The sequence below is a fragment of the Scytonema hofmannii PCC 7110 genome, assembly GCF_000346485.2.
Taxonomy (GTDB): Bacteria; Cyanobacteriota; Cyanobacteriia; order Cyanobacteriales; family Nostocaceae; genus Scytonema; species Scytonema hofmannii.
This window is the reverse complement of record NZ_KQ976354.1, coordinates 3,581,493-3,607,081: the sequence shown is the minus strand read 5'-3', so window position 1 is coordinate 3,607,081 and position 25,589 is coordinate 3,581,493. Positions and strand designations below refer to the sequence as shown.

The 25,589-nt window shown below is 40.4% G+C and carries 21 protein-coding genes and 1 pseudogene; 12 read left to right on the top strand and 10 right to left on the bottom strand.

Annotated elements, in window-relative coordinates:
- The first annotated feature begins 7 nt into the window (after positions 1-7).
- A complete protein-coding gene (locus tag WA1_RS15345) occupies positions 8-2,074 on the top strand; it encodes an ABC transporter ATP-binding protein/permease (protein ID WP_017742638.1) in 2,067 nt (688 codons plus the stop codon).
- Between the two features lie 4 nt (positions 2,075-2,078).
- On the opposite strand, the gene WA1_RS15340 is transcribed toward WA1_RS15345, so the two are convergent.
- The 5 genes from WA1_RS15340 to tnpA all read right to left on the bottom strand — a co-directional run bounded on the left by WA1_RS15340 (position 2,079) and on the right by tnpA (position 7,587).
- Positions 2,079-2,936, bottom strand: a complete 858-nt coding sequence (locus tag WA1_RS15340) for an energy-coupling factor transporter transmembrane component T family protein (RefSeq protein ID WP_017742637.1) — start codon at positions 2,934-2,936, stop codon at positions 2,079-2,081.
- Between the two features lie 194 nt (positions 2,937-3,130).
- Positions 3,131-4,840 carry an ABC transporter ATP-binding protein gene (locus WA1_RS15335; protein ID WP_017742635.1) on the bottom strand — a complete coding sequence of 570 codons (1,710 nt, stop codon included), beginning with the start codon at positions 4,838-4,840 and terminating at the stop codon, positions 3,131-3,133.
- A gap of 5 nt (positions 4,841-4,845) precedes the next feature.
- Positions 4,846-5,631: a hypothetical protein gene (locus WA1_RS15330; protein WP_017742634.1), complete on the bottom strand. Its 786-nt coding sequence runs from the start codon at positions 5,629-5,631 to the stop codon at positions 4,846-4,848.
- Positions 5,632-5,771: 140 nt separating this feature from the next.
- Positions 5,772-6,470: a class I SAM-dependent methyltransferase gene (locus tag WA1_RS15325; RefSeq protein WP_017742633.1), complete on the bottom strand. Its 699-nt coding sequence runs from the start codon at positions 6,468-6,470 to the stop codon at positions 5,772-5,774.
- 673 nt (positions 6,471-7,143) lie between these two features.
- Entirely contained in the window at positions 7,144-7,587 is a 444-nt protein-coding gene (gene tnpA / locus WA1_RS15320; RefSeq protein WP_026134562.1) for an IS200/IS605 family transposase, read from the bottom strand.
- Positions 7,588-7,665: 78 nt separating this feature from the next.
- Here tnpA and WA1_RS15315 point away from each other — a divergent pair, with 78 nt between their 5' ends.
- Both WA1_RS15315 and WA1_RS15310 read left to right on the top strand, forming a co-directional pair.
- Positions 7,666-9,063: an RNA-guided endonuclease InsQ/TnpB family protein gene (locus tag WA1_RS15315; RefSeq protein ID WP_017742631.1), complete on the top strand. Its 1,398-nt coding sequence runs from the start codon at positions 7,666-7,668 to the stop codon at positions 9,061-9,063.
- Between the two features lie 10 nt (positions 9,064-9,073).
- On the top strand, positions 9,074-9,505 hold the full coding sequence (locus WA1_RS15310; RefSeq protein ID WP_017742630.1) for a nuclear transport factor 2 family protein: 432 nt from the start codon (positions 9,074-9,076) through the stop codon (positions 9,503-9,505).
- A gap of 11 nt (positions 9,506-9,516) precedes the next feature.
- Here the strand turns inward: WA1_RS15310 and WA1_RS15305 are convergent, their stop codons facing one another.
- The 4 genes from WA1_RS15305 to WA1_RS15290 all read right to left on the bottom strand — a co-directional run bounded on the left by WA1_RS15305 (position 9,517) and on the right by WA1_RS15290 (position 13,437).
- Entirely contained in the window at positions 9,517-10,467 is a 951-nt protein-coding gene (locus WA1_RS15305) for a S66 peptidase family protein (RefSeq protein ID WP_026134561.1), read from the bottom strand.
- Positions 10,468-10,501: 34 nt separating this feature from the next.
- Positions 10,502-11,644 carry a peptidoglycan-binding protein gene (locus WA1_RS15300; RefSeq protein ID WP_017742628.1) on the bottom strand — a complete coding sequence of 381 codons (1,143 nt, stop codon included), beginning with the start codon at positions 11,642-11,644 and terminating at the stop codon, positions 10,502-10,504.
- A 297-nt stretch (positions 11,645-11,941) separates the two neighbouring features.
- Positions 11,942-13,018: a DMT family transporter gene (locus WA1_RS15295; protein WP_017742627.1), complete on the bottom strand. Its 1,077-nt coding sequence runs from the start codon at positions 13,016-13,018 to the stop codon at positions 11,942-11,944.
- A 155-nt stretch (positions 13,019-13,173) separates the two neighbouring features.
- Positions 13,174-13,437, bottom strand: a complete 264-nt coding sequence (locus WA1_RS15290) for a hypothetical protein (protein WP_017742626.1) — start codon at positions 13,435-13,437, stop codon at positions 13,174-13,176.
- Positions 13,438-13,441: 4 nt separating this feature from the next.
- Between WA1_RS15290 and WA1_RS15285 the strand changes: the two genes are divergently transcribed.
- The 9 genes and pseudogenes from WA1_RS15285 (at position 13,442) to WA1_RS15245 (ending at position 23,492) form a co-directional block, all read left to right on the top strand.
- A complete protein-coding gene (locus WA1_RS15285; protein ID WP_026134560.1) occupies positions 13,442-13,984 on the top strand; it encodes a GNAT family N-acetyltransferase in 543 nt (180 codons plus the stop codon).
- Positions 13,985-14,272: 288 nt separating this feature from the next.
- Positions 14,273-15,385, top strand: coding sequence for a CHAT domain-containing protein (locus WA1_RS15280; protein ID WP_017742624.1), 1,113 nt, complete (start codon positions 14,273-14,275; stop codon positions 15,383-15,385).
- Between the two features lie 155 nt (positions 15,386-15,540).
- Positions 15,541-16,896, top strand: coding sequence for a VMAP-C domain-containing protein (locus WA1_RS15275; protein ID WP_017742623.1), 1,356 nt, complete (start codon positions 15,541-15,543; stop codon positions 16,894-16,896).
- Between the two features lie 19 nt (positions 16,897-16,915).
- Positions 16,916-17,902, top strand: coding sequence for an AAA family ATPase (locus WA1_RS15270; RefSeq protein WP_017742622.1), 987 nt, complete (start codon positions 16,916-16,918; stop codon positions 17,900-17,902).
- 12 nt (positions 17,903-17,914) lie between these two features.
- Entirely contained in the window at positions 17,915-21,895 is a 3,981-nt protein-coding gene (locus WA1_RS15265; protein ID WP_017742621.1) for an SAV_2336 N-terminal domain-related protein, read from the top strand.
- Between the two features lie 81 nt (positions 21,896-21,976).
- A pseudogene (locus WA1_RS15260) lies at positions 21,977-22,351 on the top strand (element excision factor XisI family protein).
- 64 nt (positions 22,352-22,415) lie between these two features.
- Positions 22,416-22,697 carry a guanyl-specific ribonuclease gene (locus WA1_RS15255; RefSeq protein ID WP_017742618.1) on the top strand — a complete coding sequence of 94 codons (282 nt, stop codon included), beginning with the start codon at positions 22,416-22,418 and terminating at the stop codon, positions 22,695-22,697.
- 28 nt (positions 22,698-22,725) lie between these two features.
- Complete coding sequence (locus tag WA1_RS15250) at positions 22,726-23,133, top strand: barstar family protein (RefSeq protein ID WP_017742617.1); 408 nt, start codon at positions 22,726-22,728, stop codon at positions 23,131-23,133.
- Between the two features lie 23 nt (positions 23,134-23,156).
- Complete coding sequence (locus WA1_RS15245) at positions 23,157-23,492, top strand: XisI protein (RefSeq protein WP_017742616.1); 336 nt, start codon at positions 23,157-23,159, stop codon at positions 23,490-23,492.
- Positions 23,493-23,842: 350 nt separating this feature from the next.
- Here the strand turns inward: WA1_RS15245 and WA1_RS15240 are convergent, their stop codons facing one another.
- On the bottom strand, positions 23,843-25,495 hold the full coding sequence (locus WA1_RS15240; protein ID WP_017742615.1) for a Ppx/GppA phosphatase family protein: 1,653 nt from the start codon (positions 25,493-25,495) through the stop codon (positions 23,843-23,845).
- Between the last annotated feature and the right edge of the window lie 94 nt (positions 25,496-25,589).

Here is a 25,589-nt window from a genome sequence, read left to right as displayed (position 1 = left end):
TTAAGATATGCAATCTCCAACTTTTCTTGATAAAACTTCAACAAAGAATTCTTCCCAGGATTTTAATCAATTTTGGGAGAATGTCAGAGCGATCGCGGGACCTTACTGGTATCCTACAGAAGCAGGAGGAAGAGCATTTTCTGATGTCATTCGTTCGTGGGTAATGCTCATTCTCCTGATAGTATTAATCATTGCGCTTGTGGGGGTAACTGCCTTTAATAGTTTTGTTGGTCGCTATTTACTCGATATCATCGTTGAAGAAAAAGATTTGACTAAATTTGTTGATGCATTATGGGTTTACGGCGGTGCTCTGGTCTGTGTAACACTTTTATTAGGATTTTCTAGATTCGTTAGAAAACAAATCGCTCTTGATTGGTATCAATGGCTGAATAGTCATATTTTAGAAAAATATTTAGACAATCGTTCTTATTATAAGATAAACTTTAAATCTGATGTTGATAATCCAGATCAACGAATATCCCAAGAAATTTCCCCACTTACCAAAAATGCTGTCAGTTTTTCGGCTACTTTCCTAGAAAAAGTTCTGGAAATGATAGTGTTTTTAATAATTCTCTGGTCTCTTTCCCAATGGGTTGCAATTGTATTGGTTGCTTATACTATCATAGGCAACTTAATTGCTGTTTACTTGGCTCAAGAATTAAATAAAATTAATCAAGAGGAACTCGAATTTGAAGCAGACTATACTTATAGCCTGACCCATGTTCGCGATCATGCTGAATCAATAGCTTTTTTTCAGGGGGAAAAAAAAGAATTAAATATAATTCAGCGAAGATTTAGTAATATTATTCAAAGTACTAAACACAAGATTAATTGGGAGAGAACTCAGGATATTTTTAACAGAGGATATCAGGCGGCTATCCAAATATTTCCATTTATAGTATTCGGACCTTTACAGATTAGAGGTGAAATTGATTTTGGAGAAATTTCTCAAGCCAGTGTAGCTTGTAATCTGTTTGCTACTGCTATGGCAGAATTAATCAGAGAATTTGCAACTTCAGGAAGATTTTCCAGTTATGTCGATCGTTTAGCTGAGTTATCGGATGCGTTGAAAGGTGTTACGCAACAGCCAGAGAACGTGAGTACTATCAAAACATTAGAAGAAAACCGTCTGGCTTTTGAGAATGTCACTTTACAAACGCCAAACTACGAACAGGTCATCGTCGAAGACTTATCTGTGTCTGTTCAACCAGGGGAAGGTTTACTGATTGTCGGACCGAGTGGACGAGGAAAAAGTTCTCTGTTGAGAGCGATCGCTGGTTTGTGGAATGCGGGAACTGGTCGTCTGGTGCGACCTCCTCTAGAAGAAGTCTTATTTTTACCCCAACGTCCTTATATAATTCTGGGAACTTTGCGCGAACAGTTACTCTATCCGAATACAACTCGTCAAATGAGCGACCCTGAACTTGAAGAAGTTTTGCAACAAGTCAACCTACAAAAGTTGCTGACTCGAATCGATAGCTTTGATACAGAAGTCCCTTGGGAGAACATATTATCGCTGGGAGAACAACAACGCTTGGCATTTGCACGACTAATAGTTACTCATCCTAGCTTCACTATATTAGACGAAGCAACGAGTGCTTTAGATTTGAACAATGAAAGCAATTTATATCAACAATTGCAAGAAACGAAAACAACTTTCATCAGTGTTGGACATCGAGAAAGTTTATTTAATTATCATCAATGGGTTTTAGAACTTTCGCAAGATTCCAGTTGGCAACTTCTGACTGTGCAGGATTATCGCCTTCAAAAAATCAAAGAAATTAGTACTAATCCGCCTAAAAACCCTCAAATTACAGAAGACAAAGAAATTAATACTAATCATCCCGAAACCCCTCAAATTACAATAGATGTTTCACCACAAAATCAATCCCTAAGTCAACCAGAAGTAAGCACAATTTCAGGGCTTTCTCATAAGGAAATGCAGAGATTAACAGGCGCTCCCATTAACACTATCAGACGCAAGGCAAGCGTTGGCAAGTCCATCACAGCTCAAGATGGCTTTACCTACCGCTATAACAAAGACCCCAAGGTGTTGAAATGGGTCAGAGTTTAGTGTTTTAAGAATAAATCAGCCAAGCAAACTGACCAACGCCCAACCCGAAATAGACAATTAAAGCTAGGACAAATAATCCTACGCAGCTTCCTATGATGAAATAATCTGTCGTTTTAAGTATGGACTCATGAAGATAAGTCCTCTGAGAACTTCCAGAAAAAGCCTTCGATTGTAACACCACTTCTAGGGTTTGGGATTTAGTCATTGCATTTAAAATGAGGGGGACTGCAACGGTAGCATAGACTCGAGTCCGTTGCAGCCAACCCATTTTTTCAAAAGCTAGTCCCCTTAATCGTTGGGCTTCAATAATGGCTTGTATTTCTTCAAAAAGCACGGGAAAAAAGCGTAAAGTAGACGAAAAAATAAACACAATTTTATAAGGAATTTTAGCCTTAACCATACTGACAATCATCTGATTCACATCAGTTGTGAAAATTCCTAGCGGAATCACCAGAACCATTGTCAAGGTTTTAAACATGACATTTATTCCATATAAAATCCCTTCTACTGACATTTTTGCTCCTCCAACCAACCACCAACTTGAAGGGACAGTCAACAACGGAGTTAATTCCTCCTTGTGGGTTAATAATTTTACCTGAGAGACATTAAAAAACCCCATACTCAGTAAGAGGAATATATAAAAAGGAATCATAATTTTCAACAGAGTACCCAAATAATTTAACTTGACTCCTGCTACAAGACAAGCAATGGTAACACTTAAAGTTAACAGACCTCCAGTAATAGGGCTTTCCCAGATAAAAGCAATCAGGGTTATTGTTCCAATCAGCACTAATTTTGTGCGGAAATCTATACGAGTAAAGATTGAATCTCGTTTTACAGTCTGAAAATTTTTAATTCCCATTATCCTATCTCCTAAATAAAATAATAAGATATAGCAGTCCTAATTTGAGTTGTAAAAATTATGAACCGCAAAGACGCAAAGAGCGCAAAGAACAGAGTGGGGAAATTGAATTTCCAGTTCCCTCCCCTTTCACGCGTGGAGGGTTAGGGTGGGGTAGAGAAGCTAAAGCCTTAAAAAGGGAGTATCAGAAAGAGCTACTTAAAACAATTGGCTAATTCCTGAGGAGTAAGTAAAGGATAATCTTGATTGGTGAGTTCGGAGAGTTTTTGAGATAACAAAACTGCTTGCGGGGGAGTTAAATAGGTTGATTGTAACAATTCCGTTTGATGATAAGCTTGACGTATAGGCGCGTCGAGTAGGATAGTTCCTTGTCCCATAACAACAACCCGTTGGGCGTATTCGGTCATTAGATATAAATGATGAGTAATTACAATTATGGTTTTTCCCGTCTGATGCAATTCACGACTTACGTCCAAAATTGAGCAAGCTCCCCGATAATCCTGTCCGATAGTTGGTTCATCGAAAATAATGATTTCTGGGTTCATAGCTAAAATCGCAGCAATCACAATCCGAGCGCGATCGCCTTTAGGTAAAGCAAGGGGATGAAGATGGCGTTCTTCCCATAAGTCCATACTCTTCAGACTTTCATAGGTTCGTTGCTCTACGACTTTGCGCGAGTAACCCAGATTTCGTAAAGCAAACGAGACTTCTTTTTCTACTGTCGTATTAAAAATTTGGTTATCAGGATTTTGAGCAACATAGCCAATGGAACGAGCTAAATGACTAACCGACAGAGTCCTAGTCTCTTGATTATCAACATAGACCTTTCCTTGAGATGGTTGTAAAAGGTTGAGGAAATGCTTAACCAAGGTACTTTTTCCTGCGCCATTTTGCCCAACAATTAGCACATATTCCCCCCGATGAATATTGAGAGATACATCACGTAATGATTGTGTTCCATCTTCATAGATGTGACTTAAGTTTTGCACAGACAGCAAAGGCGTTTTTGTACTCTTTTCAGCTTGAGAAAATTGAGGGGGTGGGACAATCTGATTTTCTGTTGATAACTTGCTCAACAAAGACAAACCTTGAGGGAGAGTCACGGGAATTTGACTAATGGGAATTTTGCGTTGCTCTATTAAGTAAAAAGTTTGAGCGACTTGAGGTGGACGCAGGTTGTGTTGTGTTAATTGTTCAATACGAGAATAAATTTGATTGGGCGTTCCCACATCTAAGAGTTGACCATCAGATAAAAAAGCCAAGCGATCGGCGAATTGAGCCATTTCTTCAGCCGCATGGGAAACCATAAGAATTGAAATCCCTAATTCTTGATTGAGTTCTTTGACAGTCGCAAAAACTTCCTCAGCACCAATCGGGTCTAATTGAGAGGTCGGTTCATCAAGAATAAGTAGGGTAGGTTGTAAGGCTAAGGTAGCAGCAATAGCTAAACGCTGTTTTTGTCCACCAGATAAGTCTTGAGGATTTTTTGTTTCACAGCCTTCTAAGCGCACTGCTTCTAAGACACGGGGAATCCGCCTAAAAATTTCATCTCTGGGAACGCATAAATTTTCCAGAGCAAAAGCAATTTCATTTTCTACAGAGGTCGAAGTGAGTTGCATTTCGGGGTCTTCAAATACCATCCCTACATAACGCGCTAACTCAGAGATTGGACACTCAAGAGTGTCTTTTCCCACCACTGTAATATGTCCGAAAAAACGTCCCCCGTAAAATTGGGGGACAATTCCATTCAGCGCCAGACACAGTGTAGTTTTACCTGCACCCGTCGGTCCGATGACTCCTAAAAATTCTCCTGAGTAAATTTCTAAGGAGATATCTCTTAATACTGGTTCAGGAGAACTAGGGTAAAGATAAGAGAATTTTTCTAAAGTAGCGATCGCTTTCATTACTTTTAATAAATAGCTTCTCTCGGTTTCACTAAATTTATCTCTCTAAGTCCGGAAATGACTCCTGCTCCAATCACTGTACCAGCTACACAACGAATCAAGTTTTCTACAGGCATGACAGGAATCAGGACAATCCATACTTCTTCAGGCCAATTAAATATATAGTACGTTATGACGATTGTACTAAGGTGAATTAGCCCCCACACTGTCCATGTTCCTAAGAATAAACCCGTCATGAAGGGAATAATCTTTTGACTCGCAATCCATCGAGCAAACAAGGTACGTGTGGGTAAAGCGAATAGTAAAAGACTTGACCAGTTTACGAAAGATCCTGCAAGGACTATTTTAGGAGTTACGCCATTGCGAAGAGCATGGTTGGTGTACAGAAAAAGCTCAAAGGCGAAAAAAATCGTTAATCCTATCCACCAATATTTGCGTCTGTAACCTAAAACCATAATTCCTGCAGTAAAGCTACCTAGCATTGCTCCCCAAATTGAAAAAATGGGAATACCTGCGGTATAGGGAGCCAGAAAAGTTCCAATGAACGTACCAATACCACTGGCTAATGCACCTGCAAAAGGTCCAAGTATCCATCCCAACAAAGGAAAAATACTCTGGCTCAATGGCATTCCTCCTCCCGATGCTAATACGATAGTGAAGGGAATAAAAGCCAGAGCAGTGGTTACTGCTGCTAAAACAACAATATAAGCGACGGGAGTTCCATCAATAGAGGCGGTACTCGCGATCTGAACTTTCCGTTCTTCTCCTTCTGGGGAATGGGTAAATGTCATAATTATATCCAGTCTTTGTTGGGGCGGCGGCTGTGGTTATACTAACCTAGATTTACTTTAAATAAGATCGAAAAGTTCCGCGCTAGCCAAATTTAGTATAAGAATATACTAAATTTTAATCCAACGTGAATTTTCACAAATCAAAGCAGAAAAGAGGGAATAAATCGTCTAATAAAAGAAATGACACTAATTTGTAGTGATGAAAAACTGAACTGAGCAGGAGGCGAAAGCTCAATATCTTTCAGAGACCACAGAGCCAAAGATTTATCTGGATGAGAACCCGTATCATCTGACGGATCGCTAAATATGAGTGTTGGAGGACTAAAGTTAAAGGGAGGTTTCTCAAGATTGATTGCTCGCCAAGATCCACTAGCTACATTTCGGTTTGTAGAAAGGTTGGGATATGTAGTCGTCAACATATAAGTAGACTGACTGGACTTAAACTTTTCTAGAGCACTAAAGATATCGCTAAAAGATAAGTGTACAAGACCATCTCGGCAAATAATCAAATCTACAGTTGGTAAGATCGTCCTTGTGAGATCGCCTGTTTTGAAAATTAAGCCCGGTTTTTCATATTTAGCCCGAACCCGTTCTATAACATCTGGAACAATATCTAACCCGAGGTATTCAATATTATTTAGGGAAACCTGGCTCATCCAATTAAAATCACCACAGGGAGCATCTACAATCGACTTGATACTCAAATTTTGAAGCAGGGCTGATATAGACTCTCGAACCTTAGCCGTGGTAGCTACCTCAGAACCTCGACCAGATGCAGATTCTGAACTCTGCCAAAGATTAACCTGATAAATATGAGAGAAGACGCGGCTCAAGGACATAAAATTCCGTACAACTATATCTTTCAGATCTTATAATATTACTTTTGTTTAAGAGGATGTTTGGAAAGTTATGATTTGTACTTGCTTTTGCGACTAGAAGTCGTTTTCAAATAAAAACTTTTCTACCACAACTGCATAACCTATCTATAGATGGAAAGGTATTTCCATCTATTGGTAGATCGCATTAAGAGAGCCAACAGCTATCATATTGAGTATTAATAAAAAACCGCATTGGATAGATGTTGTGCCGCTGTGGTCTATTGCTACATCCTGTAGGAGAGCGACGTCAAGGATGTAGACAATGCAAATAATACGTTGATGTAGACGTTGTGGAGTTTTTGTCGCTTCCTTCACTTCATCTCTACTAATGGAAGGCTAAACCTTTCACCAGAGCGGTCAAAGGTAGGGAACGTTAGGCATCATCATCTTAGCAAGTAAAAGATGCACTTGAGATTCACTGACCTAGCGGAGGTAGACTGCTACTGAGTTAGGTTACTCGCTGCTTCATTTGATGCATAGCAAAGGTATTCTAAGAAGAACCGTGGTTTTGAATTGGTGGGATTGGTTATTGGTTAGCTTAATCCAAAAGAAGCCCCACGTCCTACACGAAGTGAGGCGTGGGATGAATTTTGGGGCAATGACGAATTGACCCCCGACCTATGTTGACCGACGGTCAACGCGGGAGTGGGGTCGATGAGGAATTGCCAATCTCCGGACTGTCTTGTGCTTCAATATACTGTTTTAAGGTTGAGATGGTCACACCACCGCAACTAGCGATAAAGTAAGACCCATTCCAGAAAACATCTTTGGTATAGAAACGCCTTAAATGCTCTGCAAATTCTTGTCTGAGTCTGCGGAAAGTCGTTGACTTAATGTTTCCAACTAGTGTGCTTAACTGCAAGTCAGGATGATACTGGAATAGAGCGTGTACATGGTCGGATTCCCCATTAAACTCAACTAGTTTGCAGTCCCATTTAACCAACAAGTCTTCAAGGATAACGTGCAAACGCTTCAACATCTCACCAGTAATGGCTTTGCGTCTATATTTGGTTGTCAGTACAAGAAGGGCTTTTAAGTCACTGACTGACCGACCTTTTGAAACAAAATCATTTTTCACAATTTTTCCAGGAACTATGTTACAATCACTGTAGTCCATAATAACAACACTGATTAGAATTTAGGGAGGTGAGTTCCTTTGTTGCTTAACTATCAGTATCGCGCTTATCCAGACACCAATCAAAAACTAGAATTAAACGAGTGGTTGCGAATTTGCCAATACTGGTATAATAAACAACTTGGAGAGAGATTTGATTGGTGGGAAAATAACCGTAGTCGTATTGATGCTTGTTCAATAATCAGCTGTCCGTTACCACAACTACGAGAGCGTCCTGATTACTATCTTCAAAAGAAACAACTTCCTGATATTAAAGAAGACTTGTTTAAGGTAAGTCATTCTGGAGAATTACTAGACTTTTCAAAGCTGCCTTCGCAAACATTACAAGATGTTTCTAAGCGAGTAGATAAAGCTTTTTCTCGTTTTATTCAAGGAGACAGTAACGGCAGGCGTAGCGGGAAGCCACGTTTTAAAAATGCAGCACGTTATCGCACCATGAGGATTGAGGGACAAGCTATCACGATTGAACGAATTGAAAAGAATTGGTTATTTTTGTCAATTTCAAAGCTTGATGGTTGGATAAAAGTACGCTTACATCGACCTTTACCTAATGGTTTTGTATTGAGAAACGCTTTATTAACTAAAAAAGCAGATGGCTGGTATATCACGATTTGCCTAGAAGATCCAAATGTACCTGAATTCAATCCTGATGAAGTGACACCAACTTGGGATAATACTTTGGGATTGGACGCCGTGCTACATGAAGATGATTATTTGGCAACTTCAGAGAATATCAAGCTACCTTCTTTAAAGTCTTTCAGGAAGTCTGAAAAGCGTCTGGCTAAAGTTTCTAATCGTAAATCAGCTAAGAAAAAAGGGACTAAGGCACGCCGTAAATTGGCTAAACGTGAAGCACGTGAACATCAACGTATTGCCAGAGCACGAAAAGACCATGCATTTAAGACTGCTCACGCTCTAGTTCGGACAAATAAAAAAGTTTTTGCACACGAAGATTTAAACTTAAAAGCTTTGTCAAAAAGGAACAAAGCCAAGCAGGATGAGAACGGCAAGTATTTACCAAATGGTCAGTCAGCCAAGTCTGGGTTAAACAAATCTTGGAACGATGCTGCATTTGGACAGTTTTTTACAATCCTAGAATACATAGCTGGAAAAGCTGGGGCTAGGACAATAGCAGTGAAACCTGCATACACATCTCAATTACTTGCGTATCGTGACGAATTCATCTTTACTGATTGTGATATCCGCGAGTACTGGGATGAAAAAGAATTGCTTTGGGTTGACCGCGACATTAATGCTGCTGTCAATTTAAAGCGTGTTGGGCTGGGACTGTTCCCAACAATAAAACGCCGTAAGGGGAATCCAGTAGTAGAGAATTCTACTACTAATAGTACCTCCAAGGAAGTTCTAGTAGTTCTTAGGAATGCTAGAAGCCTACACTCACAGCTTGCTGGAGTGTAGGTAGTTCACTATGGTTCTACTTAGCTTTGTACTGAGCATGGTAGGGTCTGCAAGTCAAAATAGAACAAGGCAAAATGTTCGAACGCTGATTGAACAGGCTAGAAACGCCTGGGTTGCACGCGATCCAGATGCTGTTGCTCAATTATTTACATCCGATGGTGAACTCATTGTACCTGGTCAACGATGGCAGGGACAAACAAAGATTCGGCAAGAAGTTTCTAAGTTCGCCGAACAGTTTATCGATGTGAGCATTACTATTCGGCGAGTTGTTGTTGATGGCAACCAAGCTGCTGTAGAATGGCACTACGAAGATACCGAAAAGAGAACGGGGAAACGGAACAAAGCAGACGATGCGATCGTTCTTGAGGTCAAAGACGGTCGAATTGTTTATTGGCGTGAGTATTTTGATAACGAAACACTAGCGAAACAAGACAGAGAATAATTATTGTTCTTCTAACCTAATACTCCTCGATCTGCATCTAAAGTTACCTTCACACCTACTAGTAAACCAGCATTGGGTCCATCATGACCAAAAGGCAGGTTGGAAACCACAGGAATACCCAGATCGCCCAAGCGATCGCGTAAAACTTCCTCAATAGTGAAACTGGGGACATTTGGTGGTGGTTCACATCGGCTAAAGCGTCCTAGAGCAATACCTCTGACTTTTGACAAAGTACCACTCATGCGCCATTGAGTTAACAACCTATCGATACGGTAAGGAGCCTCTGTCACATCCTCTAGTGCCAAAATCACATTATCCATACTTGGTTGTAATGAAGTACCAAGAAGATGGGTTGCTACTGTAAGATTTGCTGGTAATAGGATACCAGTCGTTATACCTCCACCCCAGCCACAACCTTCTAAAGGTGCAAGAGGACGACCTTCCACCAAATCAAACAATCGTTGTATAGACCAATCTGGTTCTAAAGCCAAAGTTGTCAAAACAGGACCGTGGACGCTTGAAATACCTACTGTATATAAACTCCACAAAAGGGCAGTAATATCAGAAAAACCAATTAACCATTTGCAAGTGGCAGATTTTTTAGCCAATGAGGTACCTGCGACATCTGTAACTTCATCCGTTCCCCAATTCCAATTTTCTAAAATACGCGTACTACCAAAACCTCCTCTAGCACAGAGAATACCACGGCAATCTGGATCGTTCCACGCTGTTTTTAGCTGAGAGCGACGATGTTCGTCTTTCCCCCCCAAGTACCCCCACCTTTGATCGATATCTGGTGTGACTTCCACTCGATAACCGCGCGATCGCCAGATTTCAATCCCTTGTTGAAATGTCTCAAATTCTCGCAAAGCACCACTAGGTGCTATGACTCTTAATAAGTCACCTGGCTTAAGAGGTGAGGGGAAGGTTTTGGATTTTGGATTTTGGATTTTGGATTCCATGAAATTGATTTTGTCATTTGTCACTGGTCACTGGTCACTGATCGCTGTCCTCTCTTTCCTGACTGGGTAAAGAACGGATGCGGTTCATTTGTGAAAGAGCATACTTTGCTGTGGCTTGCACCTCAGCATCGGGATCGTGCATTGCGTGGGATAACATTTGGCTAACTTGAGCCATCATGTCATAAATGCGAGTCAAATCGCGGATGGCATTTTTCCGCACCTGGGGGCTTTCATCCTGCAATGAAATTGCCAAAGCACGATTCATGGGTTTAAGTGTCCGAGTGCCAATTTCTGCCAAAGCTGCCAAAATTAAGCTGCGTTGCTGAGTATCTGCATCTACCATCAGTTCCACGAGTGGTTGAACGGCTCTTGAATCTCCCTTTTGTCCCAAATCCCATATAGCTTTACGGCGTTGTGTTGGATCTGCGCTGTGTAAGTCTTCTATCAATTGGTCTATGATGTTGACTTTGGCAAGGCGAGAAGTTTTTTCTACTGACAGTAATTGGGGTTGAGGGTTTGCAACTGTTTCTGGTGGGACAAGTTCAGTACTTCTTAAGTATCTTTCGTTTCTAGTGGTGGTGTTTTCTGGTATTGATGGCTTAACAGAGTTGGTGTTCTCTTGACGAGAAGTTTCAAAATAAGCAGGTTTTTTGACTTGACTAAATCCCCTAATAATGTAAGCGAGTGCGCCAAGACTTCCCAAAGCGCCTATACTCACCAGTAACCACCACAGTATGTCCTGTTTTTCTTCTTGCTCTGTAGTTGTACTGGCTGCGATCGCGTTGCTTGCGATCGCCATAGAGGGCTTCAAAGACTTTTTCTTAATGTTTTTTTCAATATTTTGTTTTGTAACAGTTCCAAATACACCGTCTGCAACTAAACCCCTAGCTTGCTGAAATTTCGCAACAGCCAAGCTTGTCACCGTACCGTATTTACCATCTATTTCACCATTGTAGTATCCCAACTTTTTCAGTGAGGTTTGCAGTGTTTTTACTTCTGTACCTGTGCTACCAGGTTGGAGAAGAGTAGAAATATTGACTGTGTCTGTAGAACTTGCTTGAGCAAGTTTGACGCTTTTCACAGCTTGGGTAGGGGTCGCATTGCTTGCTAAACTATGGTCAAGACCCAAGCAAGCAATGCTGGCAATGAGAAGTACAGAGGAACTACGTAGCCCCATATAAAGATCTTTAGGTAGGATATGCATTACTAACGCATCAATACCACGGTAACAAGCTATCTTAGTGTTAATTTTTTTTCTTGGCTACAAAATAAATTATTGAATACACCCCACTCACCAAGCCATGGAAGACTTCAACTATAGAGCTGCAAGTAGCTAGCTGCTTAACAACTCAGTGTACGTAAATAAATAGCGTAACAGCTGAATATGATTGAAGGATACTACAACCTGTTCCCAATCTTTCCATCAATAGTAATAATTTTGATAATTCTTTCTTTTTGAGGACTTTTTTTTAACTTACTGTAAAATTTCCTGTTCCGATTCGCGCAAAGGTATAGTCACTCTGTTGAGTTTCTTTGCAGAAGCCTCTAGCAGAGATTGCTGTTGTGCCGTGTTCTGAGTACTCGTAACAAGTTTATGACCAGATCCAGCTAAAGTATCTCGCTGATTTATGAGGTAAATACTGACTAGAGTCAATCCCACTCCCACCCACTGCACTGGGCTTAACACTTCTTGAAGGAGCAAATTACCAAATAGCAAAGCAAATACAGGTGTGAGGAAGGTGAGAGAACTTAAACTGGTGAGACTGCCACTAGAAGCAAAATAGAAAAACAAGCCGTATGCGATCGCACTTCCGAACACCGTCGCATAACTCAAAGCGAGCCAATCAGAAGGAACAAGATTCTGTATTTGCTCAGATTCTGCCACTGCTGAAATTCCCCACAATGGCAATCCACCCAAAATCATATGCCATCCTGTAGCAGTTACGGGATCGGCGTGACGACACACAAAGCGAATCAGCACAGTTCCCACTGCCATACTGAGTGCTGCCAAAAGCATTAACCATTCGCCACTATCTAGAAAGGAGTGGGGGAGGGGGAGAGTGGGGGAGGGGGGGAAGGAATGAGAGAAGATACCCAGAATCAAATCATCTGGTAAGCCAATTAAACTAATACCCATCACTCCCAGTGCGAGTCCCAACCATCCCCATAAACCGATGCGTTCTTGGAACAGCCACAAAGACAACAAGGCAACTGCTAAAGGTTGAGAATCAATCATGACAGACCCCAGCCCAGCACTCGTTCTCACTAACCCTTCTGCTAAAAAGCCCTGAAATAGAGTTCCATCTACCAAAGCAAATAGAGTTATCCACAGCCACGCCAACCATCCTTTCGGCTGAGGCTTACCCATGAATACTGCTGCTATGAGAATCAGTACCCCGGCTGGTATCAAACGCACCCCTGCTAAAAAGAATGGTGTCGTGTGGGGAATCGCGCCTTTCATTGCTACCATTGCAGTACCCCATAAGAAAAATGGAGCTATCAGCAGTATTGGTGCGAAGGGTTGTTGAGATGCACTGAACTTCAGTTGCATGGTACTGGTTGCGCCTTTGTTTTACAATTGCAAGAAACACTTTACACAATTGTACCGAATTATGTCGTTTTGTAAAGTTATACCGGGGACTGGTAATACAATTTTGGATTTTAGATTTTAGATTTTGCATTGAAAAAGCTTTGCAGGGCTTAATTTCACTCTCCAAAACTGCTTGTGGTGCGGGCATCTTGCCCGCCCCTTATGACATCTTGCCCGCAATAAATAAAGGACGGGCGAGGACGCCCATCCCACAAGACTTCCATTCCACAAAGCTTCCATTCCACAAAGCTTCCATTCCACAAAGCTTCCATTCCACAAAGCTTCCATTCCACAAAGCTTCCATTCCACAAGGCTTCCATCCCACAAGATTGGATAATTTTTTCTGTAGTTTTCTGATTAATTGTTAATGCTTCATTCACTAAAATGATTCTTTCCTCCCAGCGCCTTACCTTAAGAGAATTTATGCCGGAAGACTGGCAAGCCGTTTTTGACTACCAAGCAGATCCACAATACCTGGAATTTTACGAATGGGAGACACGTAGCGAAACTGATGTGCAAGAATTTGTGCAAATGTTTTTAGAACAGCAAAAGCAAGTGCCAAGAACGAAATTTCAGTTAGCGATCGTCTTAAAAGAAGAAGAAAAAGTCATTGGAAATTGTGGTATTCGCAAAATAAAACCAGAATTACCAGAAGCTTCCCTTGGTTACGAAATAGCTGCAGATTACTGGGGAAAGGGATATGCAACGGAAGCAGCAACCACCATGATAAAGTTTGGTTTTGAGGAGTTAAAGCTACAACGTATTTATGGCTGGTGCATTGCTGAAAACCTTGCCTCTGCTAGAGTGATGGAAAAAGTAGGGATGCAATTTGAGGAAAGATTTACTGAGAATGAATGGTTTAAGGGGCGCTGGTGGGATACTTTGATTTTTGGAATTTCAAGAGATGAGTGGGAAAGAACTGCATAAGTTGCTCAATCTCAAACCTAGTGAGAGATAAAGAATTTACCTTACGAGGCTTGAATTCATGTTCAGTCAACAACTTGATATCGACACTCTTCTGGATAACATAGTTTTTTGTTAATACATATAAATATAATATTTCTTAATATTACTTAAGAGCGACAGATAAGAGCAGAAAAGGAGCATTATGACTTTTTAAGCCGGAAAATTACATACTCATGTTGTATCCATTATCATGTATTGCTCTCCTAGTTAAGACATTCTCACTATCCGCAATATCATCTTTAAGACATTATGAAAAAGAGGATTTTAATTTTATCGGCAAATCCTATAGATACAGAGAGACTCTGTTTGGAGAAGGAGGTACGGGAAATACAGAATGCATTGGAACGCTTCCAACATAGAGATAGTGTTGAAATTATTACCAAAGGGGCAGTACGTATTGATGAATTGCGTCGTACTCTCTTAGATAAGGAACCACAGTTTGTACATTTCTCTGGTCATGGAAAAAGGGGTGACGGTGCAGAGTTAGGTAGAGATTCCAAGGAGCTACAGAGGAACGCTACCACAGCAGGTTCGCATTCCGGTGGTATTGTCCTAGAGAATGATTTTGGGCAAATGCAGCTAGTTAGTACAAAATCACTAGCAGACCTATTTGGGTTATTTAAAAAAGTTGAGTGTGTACTGCTTAATGCTTGTTACTCTGAAGAGCAAGCTAAAGCAATACATCAGCACGTTGAGTGTGTTATTGGTATGGAACGAGCTATTACAGATGATGCTGCTATCAAATTCTCCACAGCATTTTATGACGCCCTTGGTGCTGGGAGAAATTATGATGATGCTTTTAAAATTGGCTGTAATAACATTAAGATGTATGGGATACCGGAATCTTTAACTCCAAAAATCATTGGCGATGGTTCCAAAAGTTTATTCTCTAGTAACTTAAAAGCAACAGAGTTAAAAGAGCATGAGGAGACAAGCATTATGAATAACAGTCCTAACGTATCGTATAATTATAGTGTTCAAGGAAATAACAATAATTCGGTTCAGGGTAATAACAATCAAGTCTCTTTTGGCAGAACTGATATAGATGAAAGAAAGTTAACTAAAGATGAAGTGATAAATTTGTTAGCTGAACTTGAATATTTAGTTCAAGAGACTGAAATACCGAAACAGCTTAAGGAAGATGTAATCGAGAATTTAACTAATACAAAGAAAGCACTGAGTAAAGCAGAACCACAAAAAAAGGTAGCAAACGGAAATTTAGACACAATGACTGAAACTCTTGAGAAAGCTAGTAAAACTGTGGATGCATGTAAGACACTTTGGGATAAAGCTAAACCAATCGTCGTTAAAGTAGCAAGTTGGTTAGGTACTGCTGCAAGTTCTCATTTACTGGGCTTATAAAGCAATCTACTAAATAGGCATAGCAAAAGCTATTAGCATAATTCTATAGAAATAAAAATTTAAAAATTTGGCTATGTTTAAGATACTCTCTATAAAACTTAAAATTCTACAGTTACGGTAAGTTGTTTATTATAAATTACTTTCAGAATTGATTCATGACTCACGCAATACCCTGTAGTTCTAGTAGTACAGTTGAAGGAAATCAAAATAGGACTGTTCAAGGTAATAATAATCAAGCTGTTCAAGGTAACAGTAATACAGTTATAAGTGATAATCTTGTTAGTAATACTAATAACATAGTATTTAATATTATTATGTCAGATAATAAAAACTTAAATCAGGAATTGGAATTTAAAAAAGAGGTGATAAAAACTATTCAACAGGTAGATGAATTTATTGTTAGGCAAGCTGTGCGTGATTCTTTACCTGACTGGCCTGTATTATCAACCGATAACATTAATGAATTTATAGAGCAAAAGTTTGGCAATAAAGAAATACTTACATTGGTTACAAACTTACTGCGGGTAAATCAGAGTTTTTCTCATGAAGTTTATGAAAAACTCCATCTTATTTCTAACTCTATACAAGAAAATGTAAAACATTTAACAGTACCTTCTATAGAAGATAAATCAGGTACAAGGATAGTAGTTCAAGAATCCAATAATTTTCAGTCTTATTTATTAATAGTACTTCGTCCTGAAATAGATGGGAGTAATACGTTTAGAATTAAAGCCTGGTTAATTTTAGATGATAAGATGTTAGATAAAAACGATCCATCAAAGGGATTTTTACCTTTAGATATCAAGAATGAAGAAGTGATATGTCTGATTAGCGAAATTTCAGAGAATGTAGAGAAGTTTTTAGAAGAAAGTTTAAAAATACTTAATAGTCATACTCGCCGTTATCAGCGCAATTTCAATCTCACCATTGAGTTTTTCTTACCATATAAAAACTTATGTGAAGAGATTTATCAATGGTTATTTATGGACGATCCCGTTGAAATTTTACATGGAGTTTTACTACGTTCGAGTGAACGACTTGATCGTAGATATCTGATAAAATATGATAATCAATGGCGTAAAAACTGGCAAAAAGTACAGGATTGTTTTCACAGTTTATTAAGTCAGGACGATTTTTATGAACTTAAAAGCATAGAAAACTGTGACTGGAAGAAAATAACTTCGGATTTGAAGCAAAAAATAGGTCTTAAAGTAGCCTGTGCTTTATCAGTATCAAAAAGTCAAGATTTGTTCCAAGCAATTCATAAAGCAGCAGCGCCAATTGCTATCTGGTCTATGTGTGACATACCTCACCAGAAGCTGGAGATTGAAATCAACGATTTTTTGAACAAGGTAAAGCTAATTGAGCTACCTGAACTGCTGCGAAAAAAACGAGAAGAAGTGTATGCTTATTCTGATAAGTACTCAGGTTACTTGTCTATCTTGTGGGAAGATCCATATCGGTTACCACCTGTACCCGACGTGATTGAATTGCTAACACCAGGACAATAGAAATACACAGGAGTTATTCATGAGCGATTGGCGAATTTTCAAAGGGAATAGTAAACCCCATGATGAAATTGAACGTTTACCCGATCCTCCCGGTTGGCGCAGGTTCGCTAGTGCTAAGAAGCTCGAAAAAATAGAGGATAAAGAAACAAAAGCTGTGCAACGGGGTAGAAACTTTTGGATTGACCAAAAAGATACCGACTTAATTAACATTGTCAACGCAGCACTTTATTTGCGGCGACCTTTGTTAGTTACTGGTAAACCAGGAATCGGCAAAACTTCCCTTGCCTATGCCGTCGCTTATGAACTCAACCTCGGTTCAGTTCTTTTGTGGCCTATAACAGCACGTTCAACGCTACAGGAGGGTCTGTATCGCTATGATGCGATCGCTCGTTTACAGGATGCTCAATTAAATCAAAAAAGTGAAACCAATAAAACAAATAACAGTATTGGTCAATACATTCAGCTAGGACCGGTTGGAACAGCATTGTTACCATCGCCCCGTCCACGTGTCTTACTTATTGATGAAATAGACAAAAGCGATATTAACTTACCTAATGACCTGCTAAATTTATTTGAAGAAGGGGATTTTGAAATTCCAGAACTAGCCCGTATATCTAAGTTGGAACAACGGGTAATAGTGCGAAGTTATGATGGCACCGACGCTTCTGTTACAGATGGTCGCATACATTGTGATGCGTTTCCATTCATTCTACTTACCAGTAATGGAGAACGAGATTTTCCTCCTGCTTTTTTACGTCGCTGTTTGCGACTGACACTTCAACAACCTAGCCAAAAAGCCCTAACGGAAATTGTGAAAGCGCATTTGGGAGATGAAGTTCTAGAAAAAGCCGAACCTCTCATTGAGGATTTTCTTGAAAAATGTAAAAATGGAGAGCTAGCAACCGACCAACTGCTGAATGCTGTTTACTTACTGACTGGTAAATCCAGATTGACTCCAGTTGACGAGACAAATCTCAAAGCACTACTTATGCAATATCTTACGTAGTGAAAACAACGAATGATTGACAAACTCATTACGGCTCTAAGAACAAAGGATTTGACGGCAAAAGAAATTGCAGAAGTCATATGGCTTGCCGTCAAGATGCAGCAAGCAGTGCCAAAATTCCCTTCTATCCCTTTAGAAAATCAAGTACCCCAGTCTAAAAAGGAGATTCCACAAACCATTCCATCAAAATCGATACCTTCAGATTCTCTTTCCAAGCCAGAACCAAGCAATTCCAAAAACGAACCTTCACCTTCTACACAAAAGGACACATCTCAATCAGCAGGTGTTTACACGCAACATGATGCTACCCCATCTGTTTCATTTAAAGTACCAGATGCACTATCGCTACCAGAACCACTTAACTTAGCACGGGCAATACGCTCTCTCCTGCGTCAAGTTCCTTCAAATACTGCTCTTACTGTATTAGATGAAACTCCAACAATACAAAAAATTGCTGAAGAGCAAATTTGGATACCAGTACTCAAACCCGTACTCGAACCTTGGTTAGAGGTAGCACTAGTAGTTGATGAAAGCGAATCAATGCTTATTTGGCAACATACAATAGTAGAAATACAGCAGATTTTGGAAAATTACGGTGTGTTTCGAGATATACGTACTTGGGGGTTAGTGGTTGAGGATCGTACAAAAATTAAAATTCGCCCAGGTACTGGTGTAACAAGAGGAGATCGAGGATTTCGTAGCACTAAAGAGCTCATTGATCCTAACGGTCGTCGTTTAATACTTATCGTCAGTGATTGCATCGCTAGTTTTTGGCACAATGGTGCGATATTGGATGCATTGAAGATATGGTCAGAAAGTGGGTTGGCAGTAATTTTGCAAATGTTGCCACAACATATGTGGCAACGAACAGCTTTAGGACTACAAACACCAGTACTATTTTCTGCTTTAGAAGTAGGTGTTTTCAACCAAAAATTGAGAGTGAAACAAGTGTCAGCTTGGGATGACACTGATATTGATACTGGCATCAAAGTACCGGTTGTTACTTTGGAAGTAGAAAATCTGTACAACTGGGCGCAGATGATAACAGGCAAAGGAGGCACTTGGATACCAGGGTTTGTGTTCGATTTACAAGCTGTAGTTAATGATGATTTTGACAACGAACGTTCCTCCGTGCAACTTTCTGCCCAACAACGAGTTCAACGTTTCCGCGTAACCGCATCGCCAATAGCACGCAAACTGGCAATATTGTTGGCAGCAGCGCCAGTCATTTGCTTGCCAGTCATGCGAATTATTCAAGCACAAATGTTATCTCAATCGAGGCAAATCCATGTCGCAGAAGTATTTTTGGGTGGATTGCTCAAACCCTTATCAAAGATTGAGAGACAAACAAAAGCCGATTCTGTTGAGTACGACTTTATGCCGGGAGTCCGCGAGATACTGCTAGAATCAATTCCTAGCAAAGATTCGCTCGACGTTATTAGTAAAGTTTCGGAGTATATTGCATATCGCTTGGGGCTATCGCTTCAAGAGTTTGCCGCAGTCTTACAGAATTTTGCACCAGGAAAAGATGATGGAGTAGCCTCTCAAGTCCGTCCGTTTGCGAGAGTAACAGCGCAAGTATTAAAACGGATGGGCGGAGAATATGCTCGTTTTGCCGAACAACTAGAACAACAGCTCTCAAACGAGAGTATTCCAAAATCTAAAAGAAAAACAAAAGGTAATTACGATTTTGAACGTAATTTAGCAGTTGTTATTGGTATTAACGAATACTCAAATGGTATTCCACCCTTAACAACTCCTGTTGCTGATGCCGAAAAACTGGCAAATGTTCTTCAACAAACCTATAAATATCAAGTTAAAATTCTACTTAATTCACAGGCTACCCTTTCTGAATTAAACGCTCTGCTTGCCGATTTCAAAAACAAGAAATTCCCAGTCGGTAATACAACTGTTGAAGTGAAGGAGAGCGATTGCATACTCTTTTACTTTGCCGGACATGGAATCGTACCTACAGATGGGTTAGAAGACGACAGTCTTTACAGAGGCTATCTCATCCCAACTGATGCAAAAACTGAAACTCTCCTCCAAACACAAGACCTTCTCCTACCCATGCAGGACTTGCATGATGCTCTCATAGAATTGCCATGCCGTCATATGCTGGTTATTTTAGACGGTTGTTTTACAGGAGCATTTCGTTCAAGTTCCTATCGTAACGCCATGCCTGCGCGAAAAGTCTACAAGGAACGATACGATCGCTTCATTCGTGCTCGTGCATGGCAAGTCATTACTTCCGCTGCTTACGATCAAAAAGCCCTTGATTTCTTGGGTTTTTTTGGCAAGAGAGAAAGTGACCTGACACAAGAACACTCCCCTTTTGCAAGTGCATTATTTGAAGCATTAGAAGGTCACGCCGACACAACTTTAAAAAGAGGTGATGGTATTATCACTGCAACGGAAATTTATTCCTACGTGCGGGATAAAGTTGAGCAAATCACTGATGATCGCAACGCCCACCAAACACCCAGTTTATTTCCTCTGCAAAAGCATGACAAAGGTGAATTTATTTTCTTGCTACCTCACTTTGATCGGGAGAACTTAGAAGATGCACCCGCACTCAAGCCAGGAAACAACCCATACCGAGGACTCAAAAGCTATGAAGAACAACATTCTTCCCTATTCTTTGGTAGAAATGAACTTATCAATCAACTGTATACTCATATTAGCGAACGCCGTAACCAACTAACCGTTGTCTTGGGAGTTTCCGGTTCTGGCAAGTCAAGTTTGGTAAAAGCAGGGCTTATCCCTTGCTTGCGAACTCATCACGAACAAGAATTTTATATCTTACCGACCATTCGACCCACAAGGTCTCCCTTTGGAGCACTTGCAGAAGCTGTTTTGCGAAATGCTTATACAACTGAAGCCGAGAATTATACAACTGAAGCCGAGAAACAAAAGAAAATTTCTTTCCTCAAAGAAAAGCTTAAAGAAGCACCAAGCCAATTTATTAACCTGATAGAACAGTACAACCAAGTTCGGGCTAACACAAAGTTTTTATTGGTTGTTGACCAATTTGAGGAACTCTTAACAATGTGCTTGACACAAAAAACGCGAGAGAGTTTCTTAAATTTTTTGACACAAGCTTTAGAGGCAGATCCTCGCCTTTATATAGTGTTGACTTTGCGATCTGACTTTGAATCCCGTTTTACAGATTCTCCGCTAAAATCCTATTGGGATACAGCACGCTTTCAAGTCAAGGCTATGAAGTCTCATGAATTGCGTCAAGCCATTGAAAGACCTGCAATTGAAAAGATGCTAGACTTTGAGCCACCAACTCTTGTTGATCGCCTCATTGATGATGTTGGACAAATGCCAGGAACGCTGTCACTCTTATCTTTTACACTCAGCGAACTTTATATAAAATGTGTTGCACAAGAAAGGCGAACTTTAACTCAAGAAGATTATGATGCCTTAGGTGGAGTTATTGGTTCGTTAAGACAGCGAGCAACAGAGGAATGCGACAAGTTTGACTCAGCCCATCAAGCAACATTGCGGCGAGTCATGTTAAGAATGGTCGCTATTGAAGATGGACAGTTAGCACGGCGAAGAGTCCCTTTATGGGAACTTAAGTACCCAACAGAAGCAGAAAACCAACGAGTGGAGAAAATCCTCGACCATTTCGAGCGCGTTCGCCTAATTGTTAGAGGAAAAGACATCGGGGGAGAACCTTATGTAGAACCCGTTCATGATGCGCTAGTGAGAGAGTGGGACAAGTTAGAAAAATGGCAGCGACAGGAATACGAAAACCTGATGTTACAGCAACGTTTGACATTTGCTGCAAGGGATTGGGACAAGCACCATCGAGATAACGGTTATCTTTGGGTGAACGATCCACGTCTCAGTCGCTTAGAAAAATTGCTTGAATCTAAAGATGGAGACTGGCTCAATCAGCTAGAAATAGAATTTGTTCAAAGTAGTATTCACAGAAAAAAGAACGAGCTTGAGAAAGATAAAAAGCAGCGACAAAAGTTCTAGAACTATCAACTAACAGCAAAACTGCAACAGCAAGCATATCTTGTCCAACAGCTACTCACGCTTAAACGAGGCGATCGCACAATGGATAAAATAAATGAGTATCGTCAAGCAATTAAGCAAATTTTGACGGACTACAGTCAAATCAAACCATCATTTGGTGGCATTGAGCGCTACACTGCATTTGATTAACAACAAGATCCCTATCAGGTAATTAGTGTGGGCTGGGAAAATCGCCGTCGCGTTTATGGATGCTTAATTTACATTGATATCAAAGGTGACAAAGTTTGGATTCAATACGACGGTACGGAAGATGGCATCGCCAATGAACTAGTGCAGTTAGGCATTCCCAAACAAGACATTGTTCTGGCGTATAAATCTCAATTCATGCGTCAATATACTGCTTTTGCTGTAAACTTAAATACAAATTTATTTAATTTTTGGAATTTCAAGAGATGAGTGGGAAAAGCTGTAATTTGTTAGTTACTCATATTTATCACGGACAAGGAGATAAGATATTTAAATGACGGGAATACCACAGGTTGCCATTAGTCAACTGCCTCCTGAAGTCCAAATCACTATCAATCTAATTTCACAAGGTAGACCATTTCCTCATGGGAAAGATGGTACTGTTTTCAAAAATATTGAAGGCTTGCTACCGTCGCAACCTCTTGGCTACTATAAAGAGTATACTGTAGAGACACCAGGAGCACCAGACAGAGGTGGTCGCCGTCTGATTGTAGGGCAAAGTGGAGAAATGTACTACACTAGCAATCACTACAATAGCTTTCAAGAACTCATCTAGTAGTAGCTGTAAGCAAAAGGAGAGCTAAATGAGTGAATATAATTTATCTTTTATGCAAACAGCTGTACCCAAGCCAGAAATTATGGCTACTAGGAAGCAGGTTATAGATAAAATTATAGAAGAACTGGCTGAACAAGGTATTCAAGTTTTTTATCTTAATGGTAGAGAAATTTCGAGTAAAGAAACTTTTTTAAGAAAAGCTGCTGAAGCAATGCAATTCCCTGCGTACTTTGGTGCTAATTGGGATGCATTTGATGAATGTATCACTGATTTAACATGGTTTTCGGCTGAAAGCTATGTTTTATTGTATGAACGCCCCGATATCTTCGCTCAGGCTGAACCTACACAGTGGCAAATAGCAGTTAATATTTTGCGTTCTGCAGAGGAATATTGGCAGAGCGCAAACAAACCTTTGAATGTTTTTTTCGTAAATTAAAGAACTTAACAGGCGCTCGCACAATGGATAAAATAAATGAGTATCGTCAAGCAATTAAGCAAATTTTGACGGACTACAGTCAAATCAAACCATCATTTGGTGACATTGAGCGTTACACTGCATTTGATAACGAGCAAGATCACTATCAAGTCATTAGCGTGGGTTGGGAAAACCGCCGCCGCGTTTATGGATGCTTAATTCATATTGATATCAAAGGTGACAAAATTTGGATTCAATACGATGGTACGGAAGATGGAATCGCCAACGAGTTAGTGGAGTTAGGCATTCCCAAACAAGACATTGTTCTAGCGTATAAATCTCAATTCATGCGTCAATATACTGGTTTTACTGTAGATTAAAATATACAAGCGATCGCTAAAGTAGCTTTCAAGAACTCATCTAGTGGTAACTGCAAGCAAAAGGAAACTCCAGTAATAGCGATCGCGCCGTTAAGACTTACGGGATTTCACGCTTTGGAGATCCCCCTAACCCAATACTACAAGGGCTGAGAACTTTTGTGGGTTGGGATCGCCGTGGAGAAACTCAACAAATGCCTGTAAATGTTGGGTTTCGTTCCTCAACCCAACCTACGGTAAAATCTCTTCTCTCTTCCCTCTGCGTTCTCTGCGCCTCTGCGGTTCATAAAAAAAGCTGTAGGGGCGCAAGGCGTTGCGCCCCTACTGTGGTTCAAAGAAATGCCATCATTTTCCTAACAACTACTTGGAACAGTAGACGTTTCCAAAATAGGCACTAATTTCACGCCAAATTCCTCTTCAAAGATTCCTTTTTTATAATCCAAACTCCACAGTTCTAAAGCACAGTCATCATTAAAATGTGCTGGAAAAACTTTGAGACGGAATTCCTTCTCTTTAGACAAATATTTACATTGTAATCGTGTAATAGCTCCAATTTGTCGCCTATCTAAAGCCACTCCCAATCTTAAAATAGCACTTAACTGGTTAACAATTTGTCTGTGAGTTTTACTTGTCAAACTCCCATAACTATCATGCTTTTTCTTAGGTGCGGATTTACGATGATAGCGTGCCACATTAGCAATAATTTCTATCTCTGTTTCGTTATAACCTAGCAATTCACTATTACGAATGAGATAATATGAGTGCTTGTGGTGTGAGGAGTGACTGACATAATGACCGCAATTGTGTAATATTGCAGCAGCCCAAAGTAATTGCCGTTCTTCTGCGCCCCAATTGTGAAGTATTCCTTTAGTTTGGTCAAATATACTCAGGGCAAACACAGCCACCCGATCGCCATGCTCTATATTCACGTGGAATTTCTTTGCTGTTTTAAGAACGCTCCGTTGGCGTACCGTACTCTGGTAGCGCAAACGGTCTTCAATTAAACCGTGAGCAAGCATCCAGTCTACAATCACACCCTCTCTCAGAGAACGTTCGCACACAACAAATGACTCAACTCCCAAAAGAGTCATGGCTTCCTGCAATATAATCGCACCTGCCAATATCACTTCCGCCCGTTTTTCTGGCATTTCGGGAATAGTCGCTCGTTCTACATGACTCATTTTTCGCAAGCGATTGACCCACTCGCGTAAATCTCTCAGACTCACCTCATGACCATTGAGAGTGGAGGGAAGATAACCCAACTTTTCCCGCGCATCAATCGCTGCTAAAGTTTCAGCCGTACCGGAAGTCCCAACCAAGCGTGCATGTTCGCCAAACTTGATGTTTGCTTGTACTTCTTCTACAGCCCGTTCCAACATTCCGCGTGCATAAGATTGTAAGTACTGAAATTCAATATTGCTGATGGGATCGGTTTTAATGAATTCACCTGTGAGTCTCACTGCACCTACTTTGGTACTGGTGAGAGTGCGTTCTTCATGACTATCGCCCAGAATCAATTCTGTGGAACCACCACCTATATCAATAATGATATGAGGTTGGTTGTTGAGTTCCATTCCTGATAGAACGCCCAAGTAAATTCGCCGTGCTTCTTCCTGACCCGATATGAGGTCAACGCATAAGCCCAATTCGTCTTTTACCTGTTTGAGAAAATCTTTTCCGTTAGGGGCTTCTCTGACTGCACTTGTAGCAACAGCAATGACTGTTTCAGCATTCAGGGTGTTTGCCATTTTTTGGAAACGTCCCAAAGTCGCGATCGCCCGTTCCATCACTTCTGGTTTCAAATCACCTGTTATGAGGTCGCGATCGCCCAACCTTACAGTTTCTTTTTCTCTAGCAATAATGCTAAAAGCTGGGAGTGAGGGTTCAATTCTCACGATCACCATGTGGAGTGAATTTGTCCCCAAATCAATAGCCGCTATAATCCGATGTTGATCGACTGGTTGAGTGGGTAGACTCGCCCAGTTTGCCGAAACTAAATTTACCATCTATGTTTTCTCTCTGTTTGGCATGGAACAAGTTGGTACTGCCGATCCGATCGGCATAATTATTTGTAATGTGGAATATAATTTGTTCTCAAGT